Origin of the sequence: Streptococcus cuniculi (assembly GCF_001921845.1) — a bacterium.
GTDB lineage: Bacteria > Bacillota > Bacilli > Lactobacillales > Streptococcaceae > Streptococcus > Streptococcus cuniculi.
Genome location: NZ_MSJM01000003.1, coordinates 282331 through 301242, shown reverse-complemented (window position 1 = coordinate 301242; position 18912 = coordinate 282331). Strand labels below are relative to the sequence as shown.

Annotated in this window: 15 protein-coding genes, 9 tRNA genes and 1 pseudogene; 22 read left to right on the top strand and 3 right to left on the bottom strand. The window is 44.9% G+C overall.

Annotated elements, in window-relative coordinates; translation table 11 throughout:
• The first annotated feature begins 52 nt into the window (after window positions 1-52).
• The 10 genes from BU202_RS04840 to recG all read left to right on the top strand — a co-directional run bounded on the left by BU202_RS04840 (window position 53) and on the right by recG (window position 3163).
• Window positions 53-125 (top strand) — tRNA-Val (locus BU202_RS04840).
• A 68-nt stretch (window positions 126-193) separates the two neighbouring features.
• A tRNA-Asp gene (locus BU202_RS04835) sits at window positions 194-266 on the top strand.
• 83 nt (window positions 267-349) lie between these two features.
• Window positions 350-422 (top strand) — tRNA-Lys (locus BU202_RS04830).
• A gap of 2 nt (window positions 423-424) precedes the next feature.
• Window positions 425-506: transfer RNA gene (locus tag BU202_RS04825), tRNA-Leu, on the top strand.
• 14 nt (window positions 507-520) lie between these two features.
• A tRNA-Thr gene (locus BU202_RS04820) sits at window positions 521-593 on the top strand.
• A 13-nt stretch (window positions 594-606) separates the two neighbouring features.
• Window positions 607-678 (top strand) — tRNA-Gly (locus tag BU202_RS04815).
• 7 nt (window positions 679-685) lie between these two features.
• Window positions 686-769, top strand: a tRNA-Leu gene (locus BU202_RS04810).
• Between the two features lie 7 nt (window positions 770-776).
• Window positions 777-850 (top strand) — tRNA-Arg (locus tag BU202_RS04805).
• Between the two features lie 47 nt (window positions 851-897).
• Window positions 898-971: transfer RNA gene (locus tag BU202_RS04800), tRNA-Pro, on the top strand.
• 176 nt (window positions 972-1147) lie between these two features.
• Window positions 1148-3163 (top strand): ATP-dependent DNA helicase RecG, encoded by a 2016-nt coding sequence (gene recG, locus BU202_RS04795; protein ID WP_075104676.1) that lies wholly within the window; start codon window positions 1148-1150, stop codon window positions 3161-3163.
• A gap of 74 nt (window positions 3164-3237) precedes the next feature.
• On the opposite strand, the gene BU202_RS04790 is transcribed toward recG, so the two are convergent.
• Entirely contained in the window at window positions 3238-4197 is a 960-nt protein-coding gene (locus BU202_RS04790) for an asparaginase (protein WP_075104664.1), read from the bottom strand.
• A 69-nt stretch (window positions 4198-4266) separates the two neighbouring features.
• Between BU202_RS04790 and BU202_RS10670 the strand changes: the two are divergent.
• Window positions 4267-5635 (top strand): annotated as a pseudogene (locus BU202_RS10670) (HAD-IIB family hydrolase).
• Between the two features lie 130 nt (window positions 5636-5765).
• Here BU202_RS10670 and BU202_RS04775 read toward each other — a convergent pair.
• On the bottom strand, window positions 5766-6218 hold the full coding sequence (locus BU202_RS04775) for a universal stress protein (RefSeq protein WP_075104662.1): 453 nt from the start codon (window positions 6216-6218) through the stop codon (window positions 5766-5768).
• Between the two features lie 122 nt (window positions 6219-6340).
• Here BU202_RS04775 and BU202_RS04770 point away from each other — a divergent pair, with 122 nt between their 5' ends.
• From BU202_RS04770 to gatB, 6 genes are all read left to right on the top strand, one after another.
• Window positions 6341-7555 (top strand): pyridoxal phosphate-dependent aminotransferase, encoded by a 1215-nt coding sequence (locus tag BU202_RS04770; protein ID WP_075104661.1) that lies wholly within the window; start codon window positions 6341-6343, stop codon window positions 7553-7555.
• Window positions 7556-7704: 149 nt separating this feature from the next.
• A complete protein-coding gene (gene codY / locus BU202_RS04765) occupies window positions 7705-8493 on the top strand; it encodes a GTP-sensing pleiotropic transcriptional regulator CodY (RefSeq protein WP_075104660.1) in 789 nt (262 codons plus the stop codon).
• 1 nt (window position 8494) lies between these two features.
• Entirely contained in the window at window positions 8495-9043 is a 549-nt protein-coding gene (locus BU202_RS04760) for a cysteine hydrolase family protein (protein ID WP_075104659.1), read from the top strand.
• Between the two features lie 530 nt (window positions 9044-9573).
• Window positions 9574-9876 carry an Asp-tRNA(Asn)/Glu-tRNA(Gln) amidotransferase subunit GatC gene (gene gatC / locus BU202_RS04755; protein WP_075104658.1) on the top strand — a complete coding sequence of 101 codons (303 nt, stop codon included), beginning with the start codon at window positions 9574-9576 and terminating at the stop codon, window positions 9874-9876.
• Window positions 9876-11342, top strand: coding sequence for an Asp-tRNA(Asn)/Glu-tRNA(Gln) amidotransferase subunit GatA (gene gatA, locus BU202_RS04750; protein WP_075104657.1), 1467 nt, complete (start codon window positions 9876-9878; stop codon window positions 11340-11342). Before gatC ends, gatA begins: the two co-directional genes overlap by 1 nt.
• The gene (gene gatB / locus BU202_RS04745; protein ID WP_075104656.1) at window positions 11342-12781 is read left to right on the top strand and encodes an Asp-tRNA(Asn)/Glu-tRNA(Gln) amidotransferase subunit GatB; all 1440 of its coding nucleotides are present in this window, start codon (window positions 11342-11344) and stop codon (window positions 12779-12781) included. The genes gatA and gatB overlap by 1 nt, the downstream gene beginning before the upstream one ends.
• A gap of 113 nt (window positions 12782-12894) precedes the next feature.
• Here the strand turns inward: gatB and BU202_RS04740 are convergent, their stop codons facing one another.
• The gene (locus tag BU202_RS04740) at window positions 12895-13899 is read right to left on the bottom strand and encodes a LacI family DNA-binding transcriptional regulator (protein WP_075104655.1); all 1005 of its coding nucleotides are present in this window, start codon (window positions 13897-13899) and stop codon (window positions 12895-12897) included.
• 166 nt (window positions 13900-14065) lie between these two features.
• Between BU202_RS04740 and BU202_RS04735 the strand changes: the two genes are divergently transcribed.
• The 5 genes from BU202_RS04735 (at window position 14066) to BU202_RS04715 (ending at window position 18812) form a co-directional block, all read left to right on the top strand.
• On the top strand, window positions 14066-15238 hold the full coding sequence (locus BU202_RS04735; protein ID WP_075104654.1) for a galactokinase: 1173 nt from the start codon (window positions 14066-14068) through the stop codon (window positions 15236-15238).
• A 13-nt stretch (window positions 15239-15251) separates the two neighbouring features.
• Entirely contained in the window at window positions 15252-16742 is a 1491-nt protein-coding gene (gene galT / locus BU202_RS04730; protein WP_075104653.1) for a UDP-glucose--hexose-1-phosphate uridylyltransferase, read from the top strand.
• Between the two features lie 85 nt (window positions 16743-16827).
• Window positions 16828-17754, top strand: a complete 927-nt coding sequence (locus BU202_RS04725) for a DMT family transporter (RefSeq protein ID WP_075104652.1) — start codon at window positions 16828-16830, stop codon at window positions 17752-17754.
• 63 nt (window positions 17755-17817) lie between these two features.
• The gene (locus tag BU202_RS04720) at window positions 17818-18444 is read left to right on the top strand and encodes a copper homeostasis protein CutC (protein ID WP_075104651.1); all 627 of its coding nucleotides are present in this window, start codon (window positions 17818-17820) and stop codon (window positions 18442-18444) included.
• Window positions 18445-18581: 137 nt separating this feature from the next.
• Entirely contained in the window at window positions 18582-18812 is a 231-nt protein-coding gene (locus tag BU202_RS04715) for a hypothetical protein (protein WP_075104650.1), read from the top strand.
• Window positions 18813-18912 lie beyond the last annotated feature (100 nt).

Below are 18912 nucleotides of genomic sequence, written 5' to 3'. Positions count from 1 at the left end.
TGACGTAGTCATTGCACGACAGGGGAATCCAGTGAGCTGAACTTCCGCCAAAGGGAGTTTAGCTCAGCTGGGAGAGCATCTGCCTTACAAGCAGAGGGTCAGCGGTTCGATCCCGTTAACTCCCATAATATGTTACTAAGGACGTTAAAAAATCTGTATCAAATTGACTAGGATTTTAGTCCGAGTACAAATAGGTCCCGTAGTGTAGCGGTTATCACGTCGCCCTGTCACGGCGAAGATCGCGGGTTCGATTCCCGTCGGGACCGTTCAATTAATCCAGTGGATTAATTGAAGTTGGAGATAGAGCAAACGAAGTTTGCATCCTTATGAATATAACGATTAATAGATCGACTCGTTAGCTCAGTTGGTAGAGCATTTGACTTTTAATCAAAGGGTCGCTGGTTCGAGCCCAGCACGGGTCATTGCGGGTTTGGCGGAATTGGCAGACGCACCAGATTTAGGATCTGGCGCTTTCGGGCGTGGGGGTTCAAGTCCCTTAACCCGCATAGGATAGAAATAGGCCGGCTTAGCTCAGTTGGTAGAGCATCTGATTTGTAATCAGAGGGTCGCGTGTTCAAGTCATGTAGCCGGCATAGAGGGATAAATGCGAACGTAGTTCAGTGGTAGAACACCACCTTGCCAAGGTGGGGGTCGCGGGTTCGAATCCCGTCGTTCGCTTGAAGAGGCCGGGGTGGCGGAACTGGCAGACGCACAGGACTTAAAATCCTGCGATGGCAACATCGTACCGGTTCGATTCCGGTCCTCGGCATGAATAGGCACCCTTAGCTCAACTGGATAGAGTACCTGACTACGAATCAGGCGGTTAGAGGTTCGACTCCTCTAGGGTGCATGACTCGCTTAATGGAGACATTAGGGGAGATTTATTTTTAGTGGGAACGGGAAGTAGCTCAGCTTGGTAGAGTACTTGGTTTGGGACCAAGGTGTCGCAGGTTCGAATCCTGTCTTCCCGATTGTAGCAACCATAATATAGGTTGCTTTTTTGTTTCGTTTATGTAGAGGAAAGTCCGAAATGCTACCAAGTTCGATTAGGTAATGTGTCAGTTAAGAGAAGGGAAATGCTCCACTAATATGCTCGGGATGAGCAGACATGGTACTTTTTATCTTTTTTTGTTATAATCAAGGTATGATGAGTTTAGAAGATAAATTGACAGCCCTTCCTGGTGTGGGTGAGAAGTCGGCTGTGAAATTTCAACAGTTGGGGTTAGAGACGGTAGAGGATGTACTATGCTACTATCCTTTTCGTTATGATGATTTTGCGGCCCGGTCGGTGTTGGACTTAGAAGATGGGGAAAAGGCTTTGATTTCTGGTGTCGTAATGACGCCTGCGACTGTTCAATATTATGGTTTTAAGCGGAATAAGTTGCGCTTTTCACTTAAGCAGGGAGAAGTGGTCATAGCAGTCTCCTTTTTCAATCAACCGTATCTTGCGGATCGAGTTGAGGTAGGGCAAGAACTTGCTGTTTGGGGAAAGTGGGACAAGGCAAAGGCTGGTGTAACGGGTATGAAGCTGGTTGCCCAATTAGAGGATGAATTACAGCCAATCTACCATGTTGCGCAGGGGATTTCTCAGGCCAGTGTTGTAAAACTAGTAAAGGCAGCGTTTGATAAGGGATATGACAAATTGTTAGGAGAAAATCTACCACAAGCCTTGATGGAGCGCTACCGCTTAATGGATCGCAGACAGGCGGTGCGAGCCATGCATTTTCCAAAAGAGTTAGGAGAATACAAGCAGGCTTTGCGGCGCATCAAATTTGAGGAATTATTTTATTTTCAGTTGCGTTTACAACAGTTAAAGGTGGCTAACAAGGTAGCATCAGACGGTGTAGAAATTCTCTATAATGCACTTGCAGTGAAAGAAAAAATTGCTTCTTTGCCATTTGAGTTGACAGAAGCCCAAGGTAGGGCGTTAGATGAAATTTTGGCGGATATGAAGTCTGTAGGACACATGAATCGTCTCTTGCAGGGAGATGTCGGTTCAGGCAAGACGGTAGTAGCTGCTTTAGCCATGTATGCAGCCTATACGGCTGGGATGCAATCGGCAATCATGGTGCCAACTGAGATTTTGGCAGAGCAACATTTTGAAAGTTTATCTCAGCTCTTTCCGGACTTATCGATTGCTTTATTGACAGGTGGGATGCGGGCAGCACCTCGTAGGACAGCTTTAGCGGCGATTGAATCTGGACAGGTGGATATGATTGTAGGAACTCATGCGCTTATCCAGGACGGAGTAACGTATCATCGTTTAGGTTTGGTGGTCACGGACGAGCAGCATCGTTTTGGTGTTAAACAGCGGCGATTATTGCGGGAAAAAGGAGCAAATCCTGATGTCTTGATGATGACGGCAACGCCTATTCCTAGAACGTTAGCGATTACCTCTTTTGGTGATATGGATGTATCGATTATCAATCAGCTTCCAGCAGGGCGTAAGCCCATTGTGACCCGCTGGGTCAAGCATGAGCAATTTCCAGTTGTGTTGGAGTGGCTCGAAAAAGAACTAACGAAAGGTGCGCAGGTTTATGTCATTTCGCCTTTGATTGAGGAATCAGAAGCACTTGATTTGAAAAATGCCATTGCTTTGGAAGAGGAATTGGCAGCATATTTTAAGGGGAAAGCAAGTATCGCCTTACTTCATGGTCAAATGAAAAATGATGAAAAAGAGGCGATTATGCAGACCTTCAAGGAGGGAGAGACCGATATTCTTGTGTCCACTACTGTGATTGAGGTAGGAGTTAATGTCCCGAATGCAACGGTCATGGTGATAATGGACGCAGACCGGTTTGGCTTGAGCCAATTGCATCAGTTGCGAGGTCGTGTTGGTCGTGGTCAGAAGCAATCCTATGCGATTTTGGTGGCCAATCCCAAAACAGATTCGGGTAAGGATCGGATGCGGATTATGACGGAAACAACAGATGGATTTGTCCTAGCAGAAGAAGATTTGAAAATGCGGGGCTCTGGTGAAATCTTTGGAACGCGTCAATCGGGCTTGCCTGAATTTCAGGTGGCCAATATCATCGAAGACTATGCCATCTTAGAAGAGGCAAGGCGAGTAGCAGTTCAGATTGTGTCAGAGCCAGATTGGCAAAGCCGGTCCGAATGGCAGGTCTTATTACCGTATTTAAGAAAAGAAGAGCGATTAGATTAAAAAACTTCCTAGGCCCTCGGCCTAGGAAGTTTTGTGTTTTATAATAGAGTCATCATTCAAGATAGAATAGTTCATCAGCCTTCCATATAGTCTTTCAACTCTTGCCCTTTCAAACCGGCATTTAGGGCGATGAGGAGTTTGAGACGAGCTTTGGGGGCGTTGAGTTCCTTGACAAAGAAGATGCCGTCTTGGTGCAATCTCACTCCGCCACCAGCGTAGGCATAGACGGGTTCTGCAATTCCGTTGAAACAACGGGAAACCAGAGCGATGGGAATTCCCGCTTCAAGGAAGATGTTGAGCTTGGTTGCAACTTCCTGCGGTAGATTTCCTGCGCCAAAGGCTTCGATGATGAGGCCGTCAAGTTTGCTGATGTCTAGCATGTCTAGTAACTCTGTTTTCATTCCAGCGTAGGCAGGGATAATTGGCACAAATCCTGAAATCTTATCTAAATCAAAGCGGACGCGAGATTCTGCATTTTTGAAGTAGAGAATTTCGTGTTTCATCACAAGGCCAAGTGGTCCGTGGGTCGGTGTTTGGAAGGTTCCGACATTGGTTGTATGGGTCTTGGTAACGTATTTTGCCGCGTGAATTTCATCGTTCATGACCACGAGTACGCCCTTGTCTTTTGCCTTGTCATGACTAGCAACGCGCAGGGCAGTGAGGTAATTGTAAACTCCGTCGCTTCCTAGTTCATTTGATGAGCGCATGGCACCTGTCAAAACAACTGGAAGATTGGGTAAGTCCATGGTATCAAGAAAATAGGCCGTTTCTTCGAGGGTATCTGTTCCGTGTGTGATGACCACTCCGTCGTAATGACCTGCCTCCTCCTTAATCTTGTGATAGAGCTGAAGCATATGATTTGGGGTCATGTAGGGGCTAGGAAGATTGAAGATATCTAGCGCTGTGACTTGAATTCCTTCGATTGGAACAGAGACATGATTCATAGGATTTTCTTGATTTGTGGTGACCTTTCCTGTGCTATCTGCTTGCATGGAAATGGTACCGCCTGTATGTAAGACAAGAATATTTTTCATAAACTTTCAGATTCTTTCCAAATGTGGTATACTAATTGTAACATAAAATGCAGAAAAGTAGGTGAGATGTTGGAGATTAAGGCTGTTTTTTTCGATATAGATGGGACCTTGTTGACAGATAATCGAACGATTAGCCCGTCAACAATCTCAGCTATCAATCAATTGAAGAAACAGGGGATTTTGGTAGGGCTAGCTACGGGTCGGGGACCTCGCTTCGTTCTCCAGTATATGGCTTCCTTGGGCATGGATTTTGCGGTGACCTACAATGGTCAGTACATCCTATCACGGGAAAAGGTCCTCTTTATGCAGGAACTGCCGAAAGAAGATATGCCAGCCTTGATTGAATACGCAAAAAAATACAAGAAAGACCTCTCTTTCGGGACGGCTTTTGGAGTAGCTGGCAGTCGGATTATGAGTTTTGGTGGTGGCAATCTTGCCTATCGCTTGACGCGGATGATTCCGCCTTCTTGGGCTGGACTGGTCAATTTTATCTTCAACCGCTTTATCCGAAAAGTCAGTCCTCAAGATAAGGAACAGTTGCGGATTATTTCTGAACGCTCGATTTATCAAATGATGTTACTCGCGACAGAAAGGGAGACGAGAAAGCTGGCTTCGCAGTTTCCGAATTTAGATTTTACGCGTTCGAGCCCTTATGCGGTGGATATTATTTCGAAGGGAAATTCGAAATTAGAGGGCATCAAGCGTGTTGGTAAGCAGTACCACTTTACGCTCGATGAAGTCATGGTCTTTGGTGATTCCAATAATGACTTGGAAATGCTGGCTGGTGTGACGTATTCGGTTGCGATGAAAAATGGGACTCGAAAGGCCCGTCAGGCAGCCTTTTATGTAACGGACAGTAATAACCATGATGGTATTTTTAAGGCCTTAGAGCATTTCGGTCTCGTTGAAGGAGGAGTAGATGTTTCGCAGTAAAGATTCTCAGTTCAATGCGGTCAAGGAATTTCATGCCAAAATGGATGGGATGACCCAAGAGTCTCCCAAAGCCTACGATGGGCAAACTGCCCTCCATCGAGCCGATTTTAAGCTAGAGGAAATTGTCGAATTTTTATATGCGACATCAAGGAATGATGAGGAGTTTAAAGGGGGTATTCAAAGCCTTCATCAGGCTTTAGATAGGGCTGCTATCAAGTCTCAACAGAAGGAAAAACCAGCTAATCCCTTGTTGGGTCAGGTCGATGCCTTGCTTGATTTGCTCTATTTCACCTATGGTTCTTTTGCCTTGATGGGTGTTGATCCAAAGCCAATTTTTGACATTGTTCATCAGGCCAATATGGGAAAAATTTTCCCGGACGGACGGGCGCATTTTGACCCTGTGACCCATAAAATTTTAAAACCAGATGATTGGGAAGAAAGATTTGCTCCAGAACCTGCTATTCAAAAGGAATTAGAGCGACAGATGACAAAAGATAAATCATAAAAGCGACGGGAACCCGTCGCTTTTATAGTGAATTGAATAAAGATTCGGACATCGTTAAGCCGCTTTGATGGACGCTAGTTCTATCGGCAGCTCCTTGCCTCGTCCTCTTCCTTTCTCAATCCAGTATATACTACATGGTTTTATCTTTATCTCGCACAACCAGCAAATCAATGGTGGTGTGGCGGAGGATGTATTCGGAAGAAGATCCGATGAGGAGGCGTTCAAAGGTATTGAGACCTGTTGCGCCTAAGAGCATCAAGTCAGCGCCTGTTTCTTTAGGAATATCGTGGGCAAGGAGGGTTTTAGGATTCCCAAATTCGAGAACGATTTGTACATCAATGAGACCTGCTTGCAGCGCCTTTTCTTGGTATTCCTTGAGGAGCGTTTGGGCTTCCTGCTCAAGTGTTTCATAGATGGCAGCATCGAAAGCTGCAACATTGTGCAGTGCGCGTGTGTCAATGACGTGGGCAATAATCAGTCGTGCCTGGTTGCGCTTTGCAACATGAATGGCTTTGTGGAGCGCTAATTCAGCTTCTTTTGAACCATCGACTGCGACCAGAATAGTGTGATAAGATTGTGTCATAGGTCTTCACCCCTTTCTTTCCCTATATATTATAACATATTTTGGAGGAAAAGTGAAGTAGTTCTTGTTATTTTGAGGAATTTAGGCTAAAATAATACCAGTAGAAAGTCGAGGGAAACTTGATGAGACAGTTTGATAAATCAATGAAATTAGACGACGTGGCCTATGATATTCGTGGGCCAGTATTAGAAGAAGCGATGCGCATGCGGGCAAATGGTGAGCAAATTTTGCGTTTAAATACGGGAAATCCTGCTGAGTTTGGCTTTACGGCGCCAGATGAGGTGATTCATGATTTGATTCACAATGCGCGGAAATCAGAAGGTTATTCCAATAGTAAGGGGATTTTTTCGGCTCGTAAGGCTATTATGCAGTATTGCCAGTTGAAGAATTTTCCAAATGTAGATATTGAAGATATTTATTTGGGAAATGGGGTCAGCGAGTTAATCGTTATGTCCATGCAGGGACTTTTGGACAATGGTGACGAGGTCTTGGTGCCGATGCCTGATTATCCTCTTTGGACAGCGGCTGTCAGCTTGGCAGGCGGACATGCGGTCCACTATGTCTGTGATGAGGCGGCGGATTGGTATCCAGATTTGGAAGATATGGAGTCGAAAATCACTTCTCGTACCAAGGCACTCGTCTTGATCAATCCTAACAATCCAACAGGTGCTTTATACCCGAAAGAAATCCTAGAGGGGATTGTGGATATTGCGCGTCGCCACGAGTTGATTATCTTCTCGGATGAAATTTATGACCGTATGGTTTTTGATGGTGCTGTGCATATTCCGATTGCGACCTTGGCACCAGATTTATTTGTCGTCACCATGAATGGTCTGTCCAAATCGCACCGTATCTGCGGTTTCCGTGTGGGGTGGATGGTCTTGTCTGGACCAAAACGTCATGTAAAGGGCTATATTGAGGGCCTCAATATGTTGTCTAATATGCGTCTTTGCTCGAATGTCTTGGCCCAACAGGTAGTGCAAACCTCGCTTGGAGGCTACCAGTCCGTTGACAAGCTCTTGATGCCAGGTGGACGTCTTTATGAGCAACGGGAATTTATTACAAAAGCAATCAGCGATATTCCTGGCTTGTCTGCTGTGAAGCCCAAGGCAGGACTTTATATCTTCCCGAAAATTGACCGCGAAATGTATCGGATTGATGATGATGAGCAGTTTGTCTTGGACTTTTTGAAACAGGAGAAAATCTTGCTGGTTCACGGACGCGGTTTCAACTGGAAAGAGCCAGACCATTTCCGCATCGTCTATCTTCCACGTGTGGATGAATTGGCCGAAATCCAAGAAAAGATGACACGCTTCTTGCGCCAGTATAGACGGTAGAGGTTGGGGACTTGCCCAGCCTTTTTCTAATGGGGTCAAGTTGGTGAAATTGTCACATATTTTAAAACAATACGTAATTTTCTGATAATTATTGAAATTCCAGCCTCTTTTTGTTATAATGAAAGCAATTACAGAATAAAGAGGATAATATGACTACATTATTAGAAAAGACGCGAGACATCACGTCTATTTTGAAGCGTTCAGAGGAGCAATTGTCAGAGGAATTGCCTTACAATACGATTGCGGAGCACCTCTCAGAGATTATTGATTGTAATGCCTGCATTATCAATAGTGAGGGAGAAGTCCTAGGTTATTATATGAAGTATAAGACCAATAATGACCGTGTAGAGGAGTTCTTTCTGACCAAGCAATTTCCAGATGATTATGTTAAGGGAGTGGCGCAGGTGTATGATACCCAGGTCAACCTTCCAGCTGACAGCGAGTTGACAGCGATTCCGGTGGAATCTCGTTCCATGTATCCTAATAGTCTGACCACGATTGCCCCGATTCATGTGACGGGGATTCGTTTTGGAACCTTGATTATTTGGCGCAACGAGGAGCAATTTGACGAAGATGATTTGATTTTGGTTGAAATTGCAGCGACAGTGGTTGGGATTCAACTCTTGAACTTCCAACGGGAAGAAGATGAGAAAAACATTCGTCGCCGTGCGGCAGTCAATATGGCAGTCAACACCCTATCCTACTCGGAAATGAAGGCTGTTTCAGCGATTTTAGGCGAGTTGAATGGCGATGAGGGACAGTTGACAGCTTCTGTGATCGCAGATAGAATTGGGATTACCCGCTCGGTGATTGTCAATGCCTTGCGTAAATTGGAGAGTGCAGGGATTATTGAAAGTCGTTCGTTGGGGATGAAGGGAACCTATTTGAAGGTCTTGATTCCAGCTATCTTCGATGAAATTAAGAAACGGGATTATTAACATGCCAAAAGCCCTTATTTCGATTGATTATACGGTGGATTTTGTGGCAGACGAGGGGAAGTTGACAGCAGGAGCTCCGGCTCAGGCGATTTCGTCTGCTATCTATGAGGCAACCAAGCAGGCGTTTGATCAAGGAGACTATATCTTTTTTGCCATTGATTTGCATGAAGAAAACGATCCTTTTCATCCAGAAAGCCGCCTCTTTCCTCCGCATAATATCAAGGGAACGAGTGGACGCACGCTCTATGGACCGCTAGCAGATTTTTATGAGGAGCATCGAGAGGATGCCCGAGTCTTTTGGTTGGACAAGCGCCATTATTCAGCCTTTTCGGGGACGGATTTGGATATTCGTCTGCGGGAAAGACAGGTCGATACAGTGGTCTTGACAGGTGTTTTGACAGATATTTGTGTCTTACACACGGCCATTGATGCTTATAATCTTGGGTATAAGATTGAGATTATCAGTACCGCTGTCGCTAGTTTGACAGCAGAACAGCACCAATTTGCTCTACAGCATTTCGAGCAGGTCTTGGGAGCAAGGATACGGTAAGAACACGAGGCTGGGCTTGGTGCCTAGCCCCTTTTGCTTTTTTATGATTATTTGAATGCGAGCTAAAATCTCGGAAAATAGATGAGCCTCCCTAGAAATACGATTTCTTCGGTAGTCTCCCTAATTTTCTGTCGATTTTTTAACACTCTTATATCATGTTATTTGAATGCGAGCTAAAATCTCGGAAAATAGACGAGCCCGCCTAGAAATCCGCTTTCTTCGTCTATCTCCCTCATTTTCTGTCGATTTTTAAACGCTCTTATATCATGATTATTTGAATGAACTTTGATACATCGTCACTTTCGACTTGCCGTACCCAAGTACTGTCTGCGTCTCAGTTCCTTGTCTGAAAGTTCATTCATTTGACTATAAAAGATGACAAGAAATGTTTCCTTAGTGGTGACATTTCATTGAGGAAGAATAGGCATTTGTGGTAAAATAAGAGGGATACGATATTGGAAAGGAAAAGAGAAATCGGCCTGTTACGATGTCTGATTTTCTTTCGAGTATGAGTAAGAAAGGATGAAATGATGAAAATTACACAAGAAGAAGTTCGTCACGTGGCCAATCTGTCGAAGTTGGCCTTTAGTGAGGAAGAAACAGCAGCTTTTGCAACGACCTTGAGTAAGATTGTCGATATGGTTGAGTTGCTAAATGAAGTGGACACGACAGGCGTTCCTGTTACAACGACCATGGCAGAGCGGAAAAATGTGATGAGAGAGGATGTTGCCCAAAAAGGGGAAGACAGAAAAGAACTGTTCAAAAATGTTCCAGAATCCCAAGATCATTTTATTAAAGTGCCAGCCATTTTAGACGGAGGAGGAGATGCCTAATGAGTTTTAATCACTATTCAATCGATGAGTTGCATGACCTTCTCGTCAAGAAAGAAGTATCGGCTGTTGAGTTGACCAAGGCGACCTTGGAAGATGTCAAGGCGCGTGAAGAAGCAATTGGTAGCTTTATTACTATTGCAGAAGAAGAGGCTTTGGCTCAGGCTGCTAAGATTGATGAAAAAGGAATTGATTCAGCTAATGTCATGGCAGGGATTCCGCTAGCGGTCAAGGACAATATTTCCACTAAGGGAATCTTGACGACAGCAGCCTCTAAGATGTTGTATAACTACGAGCCGATTTTTGATGCGACTTCTGTAGCTAATGCCTATGGAAAAGACATGGTCGTGATTGGAAAGACCAACATGGATGAATTTGCCATGGGGGGCTCCACCGAAACCTCTTACTTTAAAAAGACCAAGAATGCTTGGGACCAGACCAAGGTACCAGGTGGGTCATCAGGTGGTTCTGCGACAGCTGTCGCGTCTGGCCAAGTACGTTTGTCACTTGGTTCTGATACGGGTGGTTCCATTCGCCAGCCTGCTGCTTTCAATGGAGTGGTCGGTATGAAACCAACCTATGGAACGGTTTCTCGGTTTGGCTTGATTGCCTTCGGTAGTTCCTTGGATCAGATTGGACCATTCTCACAAACAGTCAAAGAAAACGCTCAATTGCTCAATGTGATTGCGGGTCACGATGTGAAAGATTCGACTTCAGCGCAGTTTGCGGTGGCTGATTATGCTAGTAAGATTGGTCAAGACATCAAGGGTATGAAGATTGCTCTTCCGAAAGAGTATATCGGAGAAGGGATTGATCCGCAGATTAAAGATTGCATTTTACAGGCGGCCAAACACTTGGAGAGCTTGGGGGCTATTATTGAAGAAGTTAGCCTACCTCATAGCAAATATGGCGTAGCGGTTTATTATATTATTGCTTCTTCTGAAGCAAGCTCCAACTTGCAACGTTTTGACGGTATTCGCTATGGCTTCCGTGCAGAGGATGCGACGAATCTGGATGAGATTTATGTTCATACGCGTAGCCAAGGCTTTGGTGACGAGGTGAAACGCCGTATCATGCTTGGAACTTTCAGCCTGTCATCTGGTTATTACGATGCCTACTATAAAAAGGCAGGTCAGGTGCGGACCTTGATTATTCAAGATTTTGATAAGGTCTTTGCCGACTATGATTTGATTTTAGGGCCAACAGCTCCAACGGTTGCCTATGGTCTTGGTACGATGAATCAGGACCCTGTAGCCATGTATCTGGCTGACTTGTTGACCATTCCAGTGAACTTGGCTGGTCTACCAGGGATTTCGATTCCTGCTGGTTTTGTAGAGGGCTTGCCAGTTGGTTTGCAATTGATTGGTCCAAAACATAGCGAGGAAACCATTTACCAAGTGGCGGCAGCTTTTGAAGCGACAACAGATTATCATAAACAACAACCGGTGATTTTTGGAGGTGAAAATTAATGAACTTTGAAACCATTATTGGACTAGAAGTCCATGTTGAATTGAATACCAATTCAAAGATTTTCTCTCCGTCCTCTGCGCACTTTGGAGAAAATCCAAATGCCAATACCAATGTGATTGACTGGTCTTTCCCGGGTGTCTTGCCTGTCCTAAATAAGGGGGTAGTAGAAGCTGGGATTAAGGCGGCTTTGGCCTTGAACATGGACATTCATCAGCACATGCACTTTGACCGTAAGAATTATTTCTATCCAGATAATCCTAAGGCCTACCAAATTTCGCAGTTTGATGAGCCGATTGGCTACAATGGCTGGATTGAGATTGAATTGGAAGACGGCTCTACCAAGAAGATTCGGATTGAGCGGGCGCATTTGGAAGAAGATGCTGGGAAAAACACCCATGGAACGGATGGTTATTCCTATGTCGATTTGAACCGTCAGGGTGTGCCGTTGATTGAGATTGTCTCTGAAGCTGATATGCGTAGTCCCGAGGAGGCCTATGCCTACTTGACAGCCTTGAAAGAGATTATCCAGTACACAGGCATTTCAGATGTGAAAATGGAAGAAGGTTCGATGCGGGTTGATGCCAATATTTCTCTTCGTCCGTATGGTCAAGAGGCCTTTGGTACCAAAACCGAGTTGAAAAACTTGAACTCCTTTAACTATGTCAAAAAAGGTTTGCAGCATGAAGTGGAGCGTCAGGCGAAGATTTTGCGTTCTGGTGGTCAAATTCAGCAGGAAACACGCCGTTATGATGAAGCAACGGGAGAAACCATTCTCATGCGTGTCAAAGAAGGTTCAGCAGATTACCGCTATTTCCCAGAGCCAGATTTGCCACTCTATGAGATTGAAGATAGCTGGATTGCTGAAGTGGCAGCGACCCTGCCTAAGTTTCCTAAAGAACGCAGAGCAGACTATATGGAACGTTTGGGCTTGTCAAGCTATGATGCGAGCCAATTGACGGCAACGAAAGTCTTGTCAGATTTCTTTGAGGCAGCGGTATCGCTCGGTGGCGATGCCAAGCAGGTGTCTAACTGGTTGCAGGGTGAGGTGGCTCAGTTCTTGAATGCAGAGCAAAAGACCTTGTCAGAGATTGCCTTGTCACCTGAAAACTTGGTTGAGATGATTGGCTTGATTGCTGATGGAACGATTTCGTCTAAGATTGCCAAAAAAGTCTTTGTGCATCTGGCGAAAAATGGTGGTTCTGCGCGTGAATATGTGGAACAAGCTGGATTGGTTCAAATTTCAGATCCTGCCGTTTTGATTCCGATTATTCATCAAGTCTTTGCGGATAATGAAGCGGCTGTAGCTGACTTCAAGTCTGGCAAACGCAATGCCGATAAGGCTTTTACAGGCTTCCTCATGAAAGCAACCAAAGGACAAGCCAATCCGCAAGTGGCTCAACAATTGCTGGCTCAAGAATTGCAAAAATTATTGGATTAAGTGCGATATTCATGATGGGTTTGCATCATATACAAGTACAACATTATACATAGTAAAAGGCTCAAAACCAATGAACTACTGTTGGTTTTGAGCCTTTTCAGCTACGTGGTTCTTTATAAACTGCTTTCTCTCAAGGTCAATTGAGTTCCCAGTTTGACCATGCGGGGGTGGTAGTTGGCTGGTTTATGGAGCATGGCATGGACCAAGTCAACCGCCTGTATGCCCATTTCTTCGGTAAAGACCGTGATGCTTGACAGGGCGGGGTAGACTTGTTTGGTAATCGGGGTATCGTTAAAGGTGATGATTTGAACCCGATTGGGAACGGCGATTTGAGCTTCTTGTAAGGCGCGGAGGGCACCGACTGCGAGGCTATCATTGGCAATGAAAAAGGCAGTTGGCAAGTCATCTCCCAACTTATCAATGGCTTCTTTCATGAGCTGGTAGCCTGATTGGCTGGTAAAGGACCCTGTAAAGACAAGTCGTTCTTGGTAGAGGTCACGATCAGACAGGTATTGTTTGAAGGTCCGCAATCGTGGGTCTAACAAGGTTACTTCCTTGTCGTAGGTCTCTTCTTGGCCGGCAATCATACCGATTTCTCTAATCCCTTGCTCAAGATAGTGGTCAATCACTTGCATGACAGAGCGATTAAAGTCCGTCGTCACGCAGGAAAATCCGTCTGCCAGCGTATCAAAATCCACAAAGACCAATGGTTTATGAAAATGAGCGAGTTCAGTCATCTGTTGGTGGCTAAACTTTCCAATGGCAATCAAGGCGTCGACCTCTTTTAAGAGCGGGGAAGAAATATCGTGGAAACAACGGACAATGTCGTAGCCTAATTCTAAGGCTCGCTGCTCCAAGCTAATCCGAATTGAATAGTAGTAGAGATCATCCAACTCCCTGCTTTCGGTATACCATTGAATGATACCGATTTTTCGAATGTTGCCATCTTGCTGTTGCTGCTTGATAAGATGTTTGGTATAGCCTAATTCTTTGGCAATGGCAAAAACCTTTTCGCGCGTGTCAGGGCTGACAGATAAGCTCGCATCTTCTTTTAAGACACGGGACACCGTAGCAGTAGATAACTGCGTTTTTTGTGCAATATCTTTTAAAGTAACCATAATCCTTCTCCTCAGTTCTCTTTCATTATACCACACTTTATACTAGAATTTGACAAAATAGACGGTTTAGTAAAATAAGCAGTTTAGTAAAATTTACTAAAAGATTGACAAACCAATCAAATCAGTTTACAATAAAATAAAAACGGTTACATCGGGAGGATAACAGATGAACACAGCAGAACTTCAACAGGCATTTGAGGAAATTTTTGGAAAAGAAGCGGATGCAACCTTCTTTTCTCCAGGACGGATTAACTTAATTGGAGAGCACACGGACTACAATGGTGGCCATGTGTTTCCAGCAGCGATTACCTTGGGAACCTATGGTGCAGCCCGTAAGCGTGAGGACAATGTGTTGCGCTTTTATTCTGCTAACTTTGAGGAGCTTGGCATCATCGAGGTAAACTTAGAGAGCTTAGTCTATGACAAGGCAGACAACTGGACCAATTATGCCAAAGGGGTCTTGAAATATTTACAAGAAGCAGGCCACATGATTGATACAGGGCTTGATGTCTTTGTCTATGGCAATATTCCAAACGGTTCTGGCTTATCATCGTCTGCTTCTTTGGAATTGTTGATTGGGATTATCGCAGAGGAATTGTTTGATTTGGACTTGACCCGTCTTGATTTGGTGAAGATTGGCAAACAGACTGAAAATCAATTCATCGGGGTTAATTCTGGTATCATGGACCAATTTGCTATCGGCATGGGAGCAGATCAGCGGGCGATTTATCTAGATACCAATACACTTGAGTATGAATTAGTGCCACTTGATTTGGGTAATCATGTCATCGTCATCATGAACACCAATAAACGCCGTGAACTCGCAGATTCCAAGTACAATGAACGCCGGGCAGAATGTGAAAAAGCAGTGGAAGAATTAAATGCAGTGTTAAACATTCAGACCTTGGGTGAGCTCGATGCGCAAACCTTTGATGAGTATAGCTATTTGATTCAAGATGAAAACCGCATCAAACGTGCCCGCCATGCTGTCTGGGAAAATCAGCGCACCTTGCAGGCAAGACAGGCCTTGGAAGCAGGTGATTTGCAGCAATTTGGCCGCTTGGTCAACGCTTCTCATGTGTCTTTAGAGCATGATTATGAAGTAACAGGTCTTGAATTAGACACCTTAGCGCATACTGCTTGGCAACAAGAAGGGGTGCTGGGAGCACGCATGACAGGGGCAGGTTTTGGCGGTTGCGGCATTGCCATTGTTGAAAAGGACAAGGTGGATGCCTTCACCAAAAATGTTGGCAAGACCTACACCGACATCGTGGGCTACGCACCGAGCTTTTATATCGCTGAAATTGCAGCAGGTTCCCGCGTTTTATCTCGAAAATAAGTAGGTAGAGTGAATGACAAAGAGTGTACTAGACAGATTTGTGGACGGGGTCATATCAGACAGCAGTTATGAGGACTTGGATTGTATCTATCTGCGGAATCGGATCATGGCTCTCGTCGGTGAAAGCGGAGTAGAGCGAGAAAGTCAGGCCGCGACCATTGTGGAAGCCAAGGATGAACTAGTGGCAATTGCAGTTGAAAATGGCATGGTTGGGAATCTCCTTGAAGAGCAGGAAGTGCTGGGGGCGGAGTTGATGGATTTCATCACTCCAAGCCCTAGTCAGGTCAACCAAGCCTTTTGGTCCCAGTATGAGAGCCACCCTGATCAAGCGATTGCAGATTTTTATGAGCTTAGCAAGCGCAACGATTACATCAAGGTCAAGGCTATTGCAAAGAACATCTATTATCAGGTGCCGACAGAATATGGCGACTTGGAGATTACCATCAACCTATCCAAGCCTGAGAAGGATCCTAAAGCCATCGCGGCGGCTAAACTAGTCGAAGCCTCCAACTATCCCAAGTGTCTCCTTTGTATGGAAAATGAGGGCTACCAGGGGCGGATTAACCACCCTGCGCGTGCCAATCACCGGATTATCCGTCTGGATTTGGGCGAGGAAAAATGGGGCTTTCAATACTCTCCGTATGCCTATTTTAATGAACATGCCATTTTCTTAAATACAGAACATGTGCCGATGGCGATTACGCCGAAAACCTTCGAGCAGCTGCTCGATTTGGTGGATTTGTTACCGGGTTATTTTGTGGGTTCTAATTCGGATTTACCGATTTCAGGTGGATCCATTCTGACCCATAATCACTATCAAGGTGGCCGGCATACCTTTGCCATGGAAAAGGCGGAAATCGAGCATCCGCTGACCTTTGCAGGTTTTGAAGATGTAGCAGCAGGTCTTGTGAAATGGCCGATGTCGGTCATTCGTCTGGCTTGTGAAGACAAGGAGCGTCTGGTGGAGCTTGCGACCAAGATTTTGGAAAAATGGCGGAGCTACTCTGATGAGTCAGTGCAGGTTCTCGCATCGTCAAATGGCGAACCCCATCATACCATTACCCCAATTGCACGGAAAAAAGGTCAGCAATTTGAGCTGGACTTGGTCTTGCGGGATAATCAGACGTCAGAAGAATTTCCAGACGGCATCTATCATCCACACCCAGATGTGCAGCATATCAAGAAAGAAAATATCGGTTTGATTGAGGTTATGGGACTGGCGATTTTGCCACCTCGTTTGAAGGTAGAATTACAGGAAGTAGAGGCCTATCTGCTAGGAGAGGTGGATCAGGTTGCGGCCTACCACCAAGATTGGGCGGATGCCTTGAAAGAGCAGTATCCTGATATTTCTAGAAGTAATGTAACCCAGATTGTGCGTGATGCAGTCGGACAAGTCTTTGGACGTGTCCTAGAAGATGCTGGTGTTTACAAACGCACATCAGAAGGACAGGCAGCCTTCCTGCGGTTTGCAGCTGATGTCGGTTTGTCAGATAATCAAAAGTAAATGCTTTCAATTAGAAAGCGGACGAATTTTCGTCCGCTTTTATGCTACAATAGAGTGAGAAGTGACAGACGAGGAGATGTGCGGGATGAACGAGAAGATGAAGGGTACACTTTTGACCCTGATAGCAGGGATTGCCTGGGGCTTATCAGGTGTTAGTGGCCAGTTTGTGATGGCAAGGGGTGTGAATGTGGAGACGCTAACTGCCCTGCGTCTAGTGATTTCTGGTGTCCTCTTGGTTGCCCTAGCGGCAGTTCAAAATCCGCAGCAACTCAAGCAACTCTTGATGGATAAGAAAGCCATGATTCGTCTGCTGCTCTTTTCAATTTTTGGCCTAGTCTTAAATCAATCTGCCTATCTAACTGCGATTTACCATACCAATGCTGGAACGGCAACAGTATTGCAATACCTCTGTCCCATTTTGGTCTTGGCCTATGTCTGTTTGAAAGAGAAACAACAGCCGACAGCGGTTGAACTAATTGCGATTGTCTTTGCTGTTCTTGGCACCTTTCTGATTGCGACCCACGGGCAGATCAATCAGTTAGCCATGACACCAAAAGGCTTATTCTGGGGCTTGTTTTCAGCGGTGACTTATGCGCTTTACATCATTTTGCCGACAACGATTATTAAACAATACGGGAGCTTAGTGGTGATTGGGCTGTCCATGTTCTTGGGCTCGTTGGAAGTGGGGCTCGTCTTTCAACCTTGGCGCCATACCATGCCCTTTAATGGCGAAATCTTCTGGGGGCTTGTTGGTATCGTGGGAGTAGGAACCGTTTTTGCCTATACTGCCTTTTTAAAAGGTGTGAGCATGGTCGGGCAGGTCAACGGAAGTCTACTTGCATCCATTGAGCCGATTGCCTCTGTCTTTTTTGCTGTTTTACTAGTCAATGAAATCTTTTATCCAATTGATTTTGTTGGGATGATCCTGATTTTGCTTGCTGTCCTACTCGTTTCCGTCAAGGATATGGTACTAGCAAGAAAAACTAGAAATATTCTAAAGGTAAAGGAGTAAGTGCGCCACTTGCTCTTTTTTATGTTATACTAAAAGAAAAGGCTTACATAATGGAGATCGTCAATGAAAGAATTTTGTGCGGAAAATCATGTACGGATTGCGCAGGCAATCGCTTTGGGTGCAGGTCGGATTGAGCTGTGTGACAATTTAGCGGTGGGTGGAACTACTCCCAGCTATGGTGTCATTGACGCGGTATGTGAGTTGGCCCATGAACAGGGAGTGCCTGTCATGACCATGGTGCGGCCCCGTGGTGGTGATTTTTGCTACGATGTAGCAGAAAAGAAGATGATGTTAGAAGATGCAAGAATTGCCAAGGAATTGGGATCGGACGGCCTTGTTTTTGGTGCTCTTACCGAGGCTAATTGGTTGGACGAGGCGTTTTTGCACCAGCTGATTGCAGAGGCTGGACATCTTGAAACTGTCTTTCATATGGCTTTTGATATGATTCCACGTAAACGGCAGTTTGAAGCCATCGACTGGCTAGTCGAACAAGGTGTAACACGGATTTTAACCCGTGGTGGGATTCATGGTGCTGCGGGTGATAATGCAGTATGGCTCAAGGAGTTGATTGCGCATGCCGATAATCGAATTGAAATCCTAATCGGAGGCGGTGTGACCCTAGACAATGCTGAACACTTGATGCGAGAGCTGGGAGTGACACAGGTTCACGGGACACGCTTATTTTGGTAATTCTCGGGGATAGGCACTTTTTCATGATGCACTCGCTTGCTGAATAGTTGTTTTGTCTTCTTTCGAAAAACAAGATATGTTATACTATAGCTAATAAAAAAAGAAAGATGAAAGCAAAACGTTTTAAAGGAGATAAAATGAAGTCAACGAAACAAAAGAAACAATGGTTAAGGTTTGCCTATAATGGCTGGTTGTTCTTAGCGATTATTTACATGATTTTTTATATCTTGGTGGATACAAAAGTTATTTCTGCCACTCAACCCGTCAGCCTCATCGTCTTGGCGATTGCAGTTGGTCTTTCTTCCAGTGTCAAAAAGGTGATTGAAAAGAAGCTCGATGAACAAAAGGACGACAGCGTTCAGAAATAGATAAAAAGGTGCTTGATAGGAGTCAAGCCCTTTTGTTTTCCAGTCGCTATTTATCCCAAATTATGGTAAAATAAACTAATTGAGTTCTTTTATATAGAGG

What these genes read in the sequence shown, in the direction of transcription:
- recG (WP_075104676.1), top strand. Translation starts at nt 1,148, where the DNA reads ATGAGTTTAGAAGATAAATTGACAGCCCTTCCTGGTGTGGGTGAGAAG.
- BU202_RS04790 (WP_075104664.1), bottom strand. Translation starts at nt 4,197, where the DNA reads ATGAAAAATATTCTTGTCTTACATACAGGCGGTACCATTTCCATGCAA.
- BU202_RS04775 (WP_075104662.1), bottom strand. Translation starts at nt 6,218, where the DNA reads ATGACACAATCTTATCACACTATTCTGGTCGCAGTCGATGGTTCAAAA.
- BU202_RS04770 (WP_075104661.1), top strand. Translation starts at nt 6,341, where the DNA reads ATGAGACAGTTTGATAAATCAATGAAATTAGACGACGTGGCCTATGAT.
- codY (WP_075104660.1), top strand. Translation starts at nt 7,705, where the DNA reads ATGACTACATTATTAGAAAAGACGCGAGACATCACGTCTATTTTGAAG.
- BU202_RS04760 (WP_075104659.1), top strand. Translation starts at nt 8,495, where the DNA reads ATGCCAAAAGCCCTTATTTCGATTGATTATACGGTGGATTTTGTGGCA.
- gatC (WP_075104658.1), top strand. Translation starts at nt 9,574, where the DNA reads ATGAAAATTACACAAGAAGAAGTTCGTCACGTGGCCAATCTGTCGAAG.
- gatA (WP_075104657.1), top strand. Translation starts at nt 9,876, where the DNA reads ATGAGTTTTAATCACTATTCAATCGATGAGTTGCATGACCTTCTCGTC.
- gatB (WP_075104656.1), top strand. Translation starts at nt 11,342, where the DNA reads ATGAACTTTGAAACCATTATTGGACTAGAAGTCCATGTTGAATTGAAT.
- BU202_RS04740 (WP_075104655.1), bottom strand. Translation starts at nt 13,899, where the DNA reads ATGGTTACTTTAAAAGATATTGCACAAAAAACGCAGTTATCTACTGCT.
- BU202_RS04735 (WP_075104654.1), top strand. Translation starts at nt 14,066, where the DNA reads ATGAACACAGCAGAACTTCAACAGGCATTTGAGGAAATTTTTGGAAAA.
- galT (WP_075104653.1), top strand. Translation starts at nt 15,252, where the DNA reads ATGACAAAGAGTGTACTAGACAGATTTGTGGACGGGGTCATATCAGAC.
- BU202_RS04725 (WP_075104652.1), top strand. Translation starts at nt 16,828, where the DNA reads ATGAACGAGAAGATGAAGGGTACACTTTTGACCCTGATAGCAGGGATT.
- BU202_RS04720 (WP_075104651.1), top strand. Translation starts at nt 17,818, where the DNA reads ATGAAAGAATTTTGTGCGGAAAATCATGTACGGATTGCGCAGGCAATC.
- BU202_RS04715 (WP_075104650.1), top strand. Translation starts at nt 18,582, where the DNA reads ATGAAGTCAACGAAACAAAAGAAACAATGGTTAAGGTTTGCCTATAAT.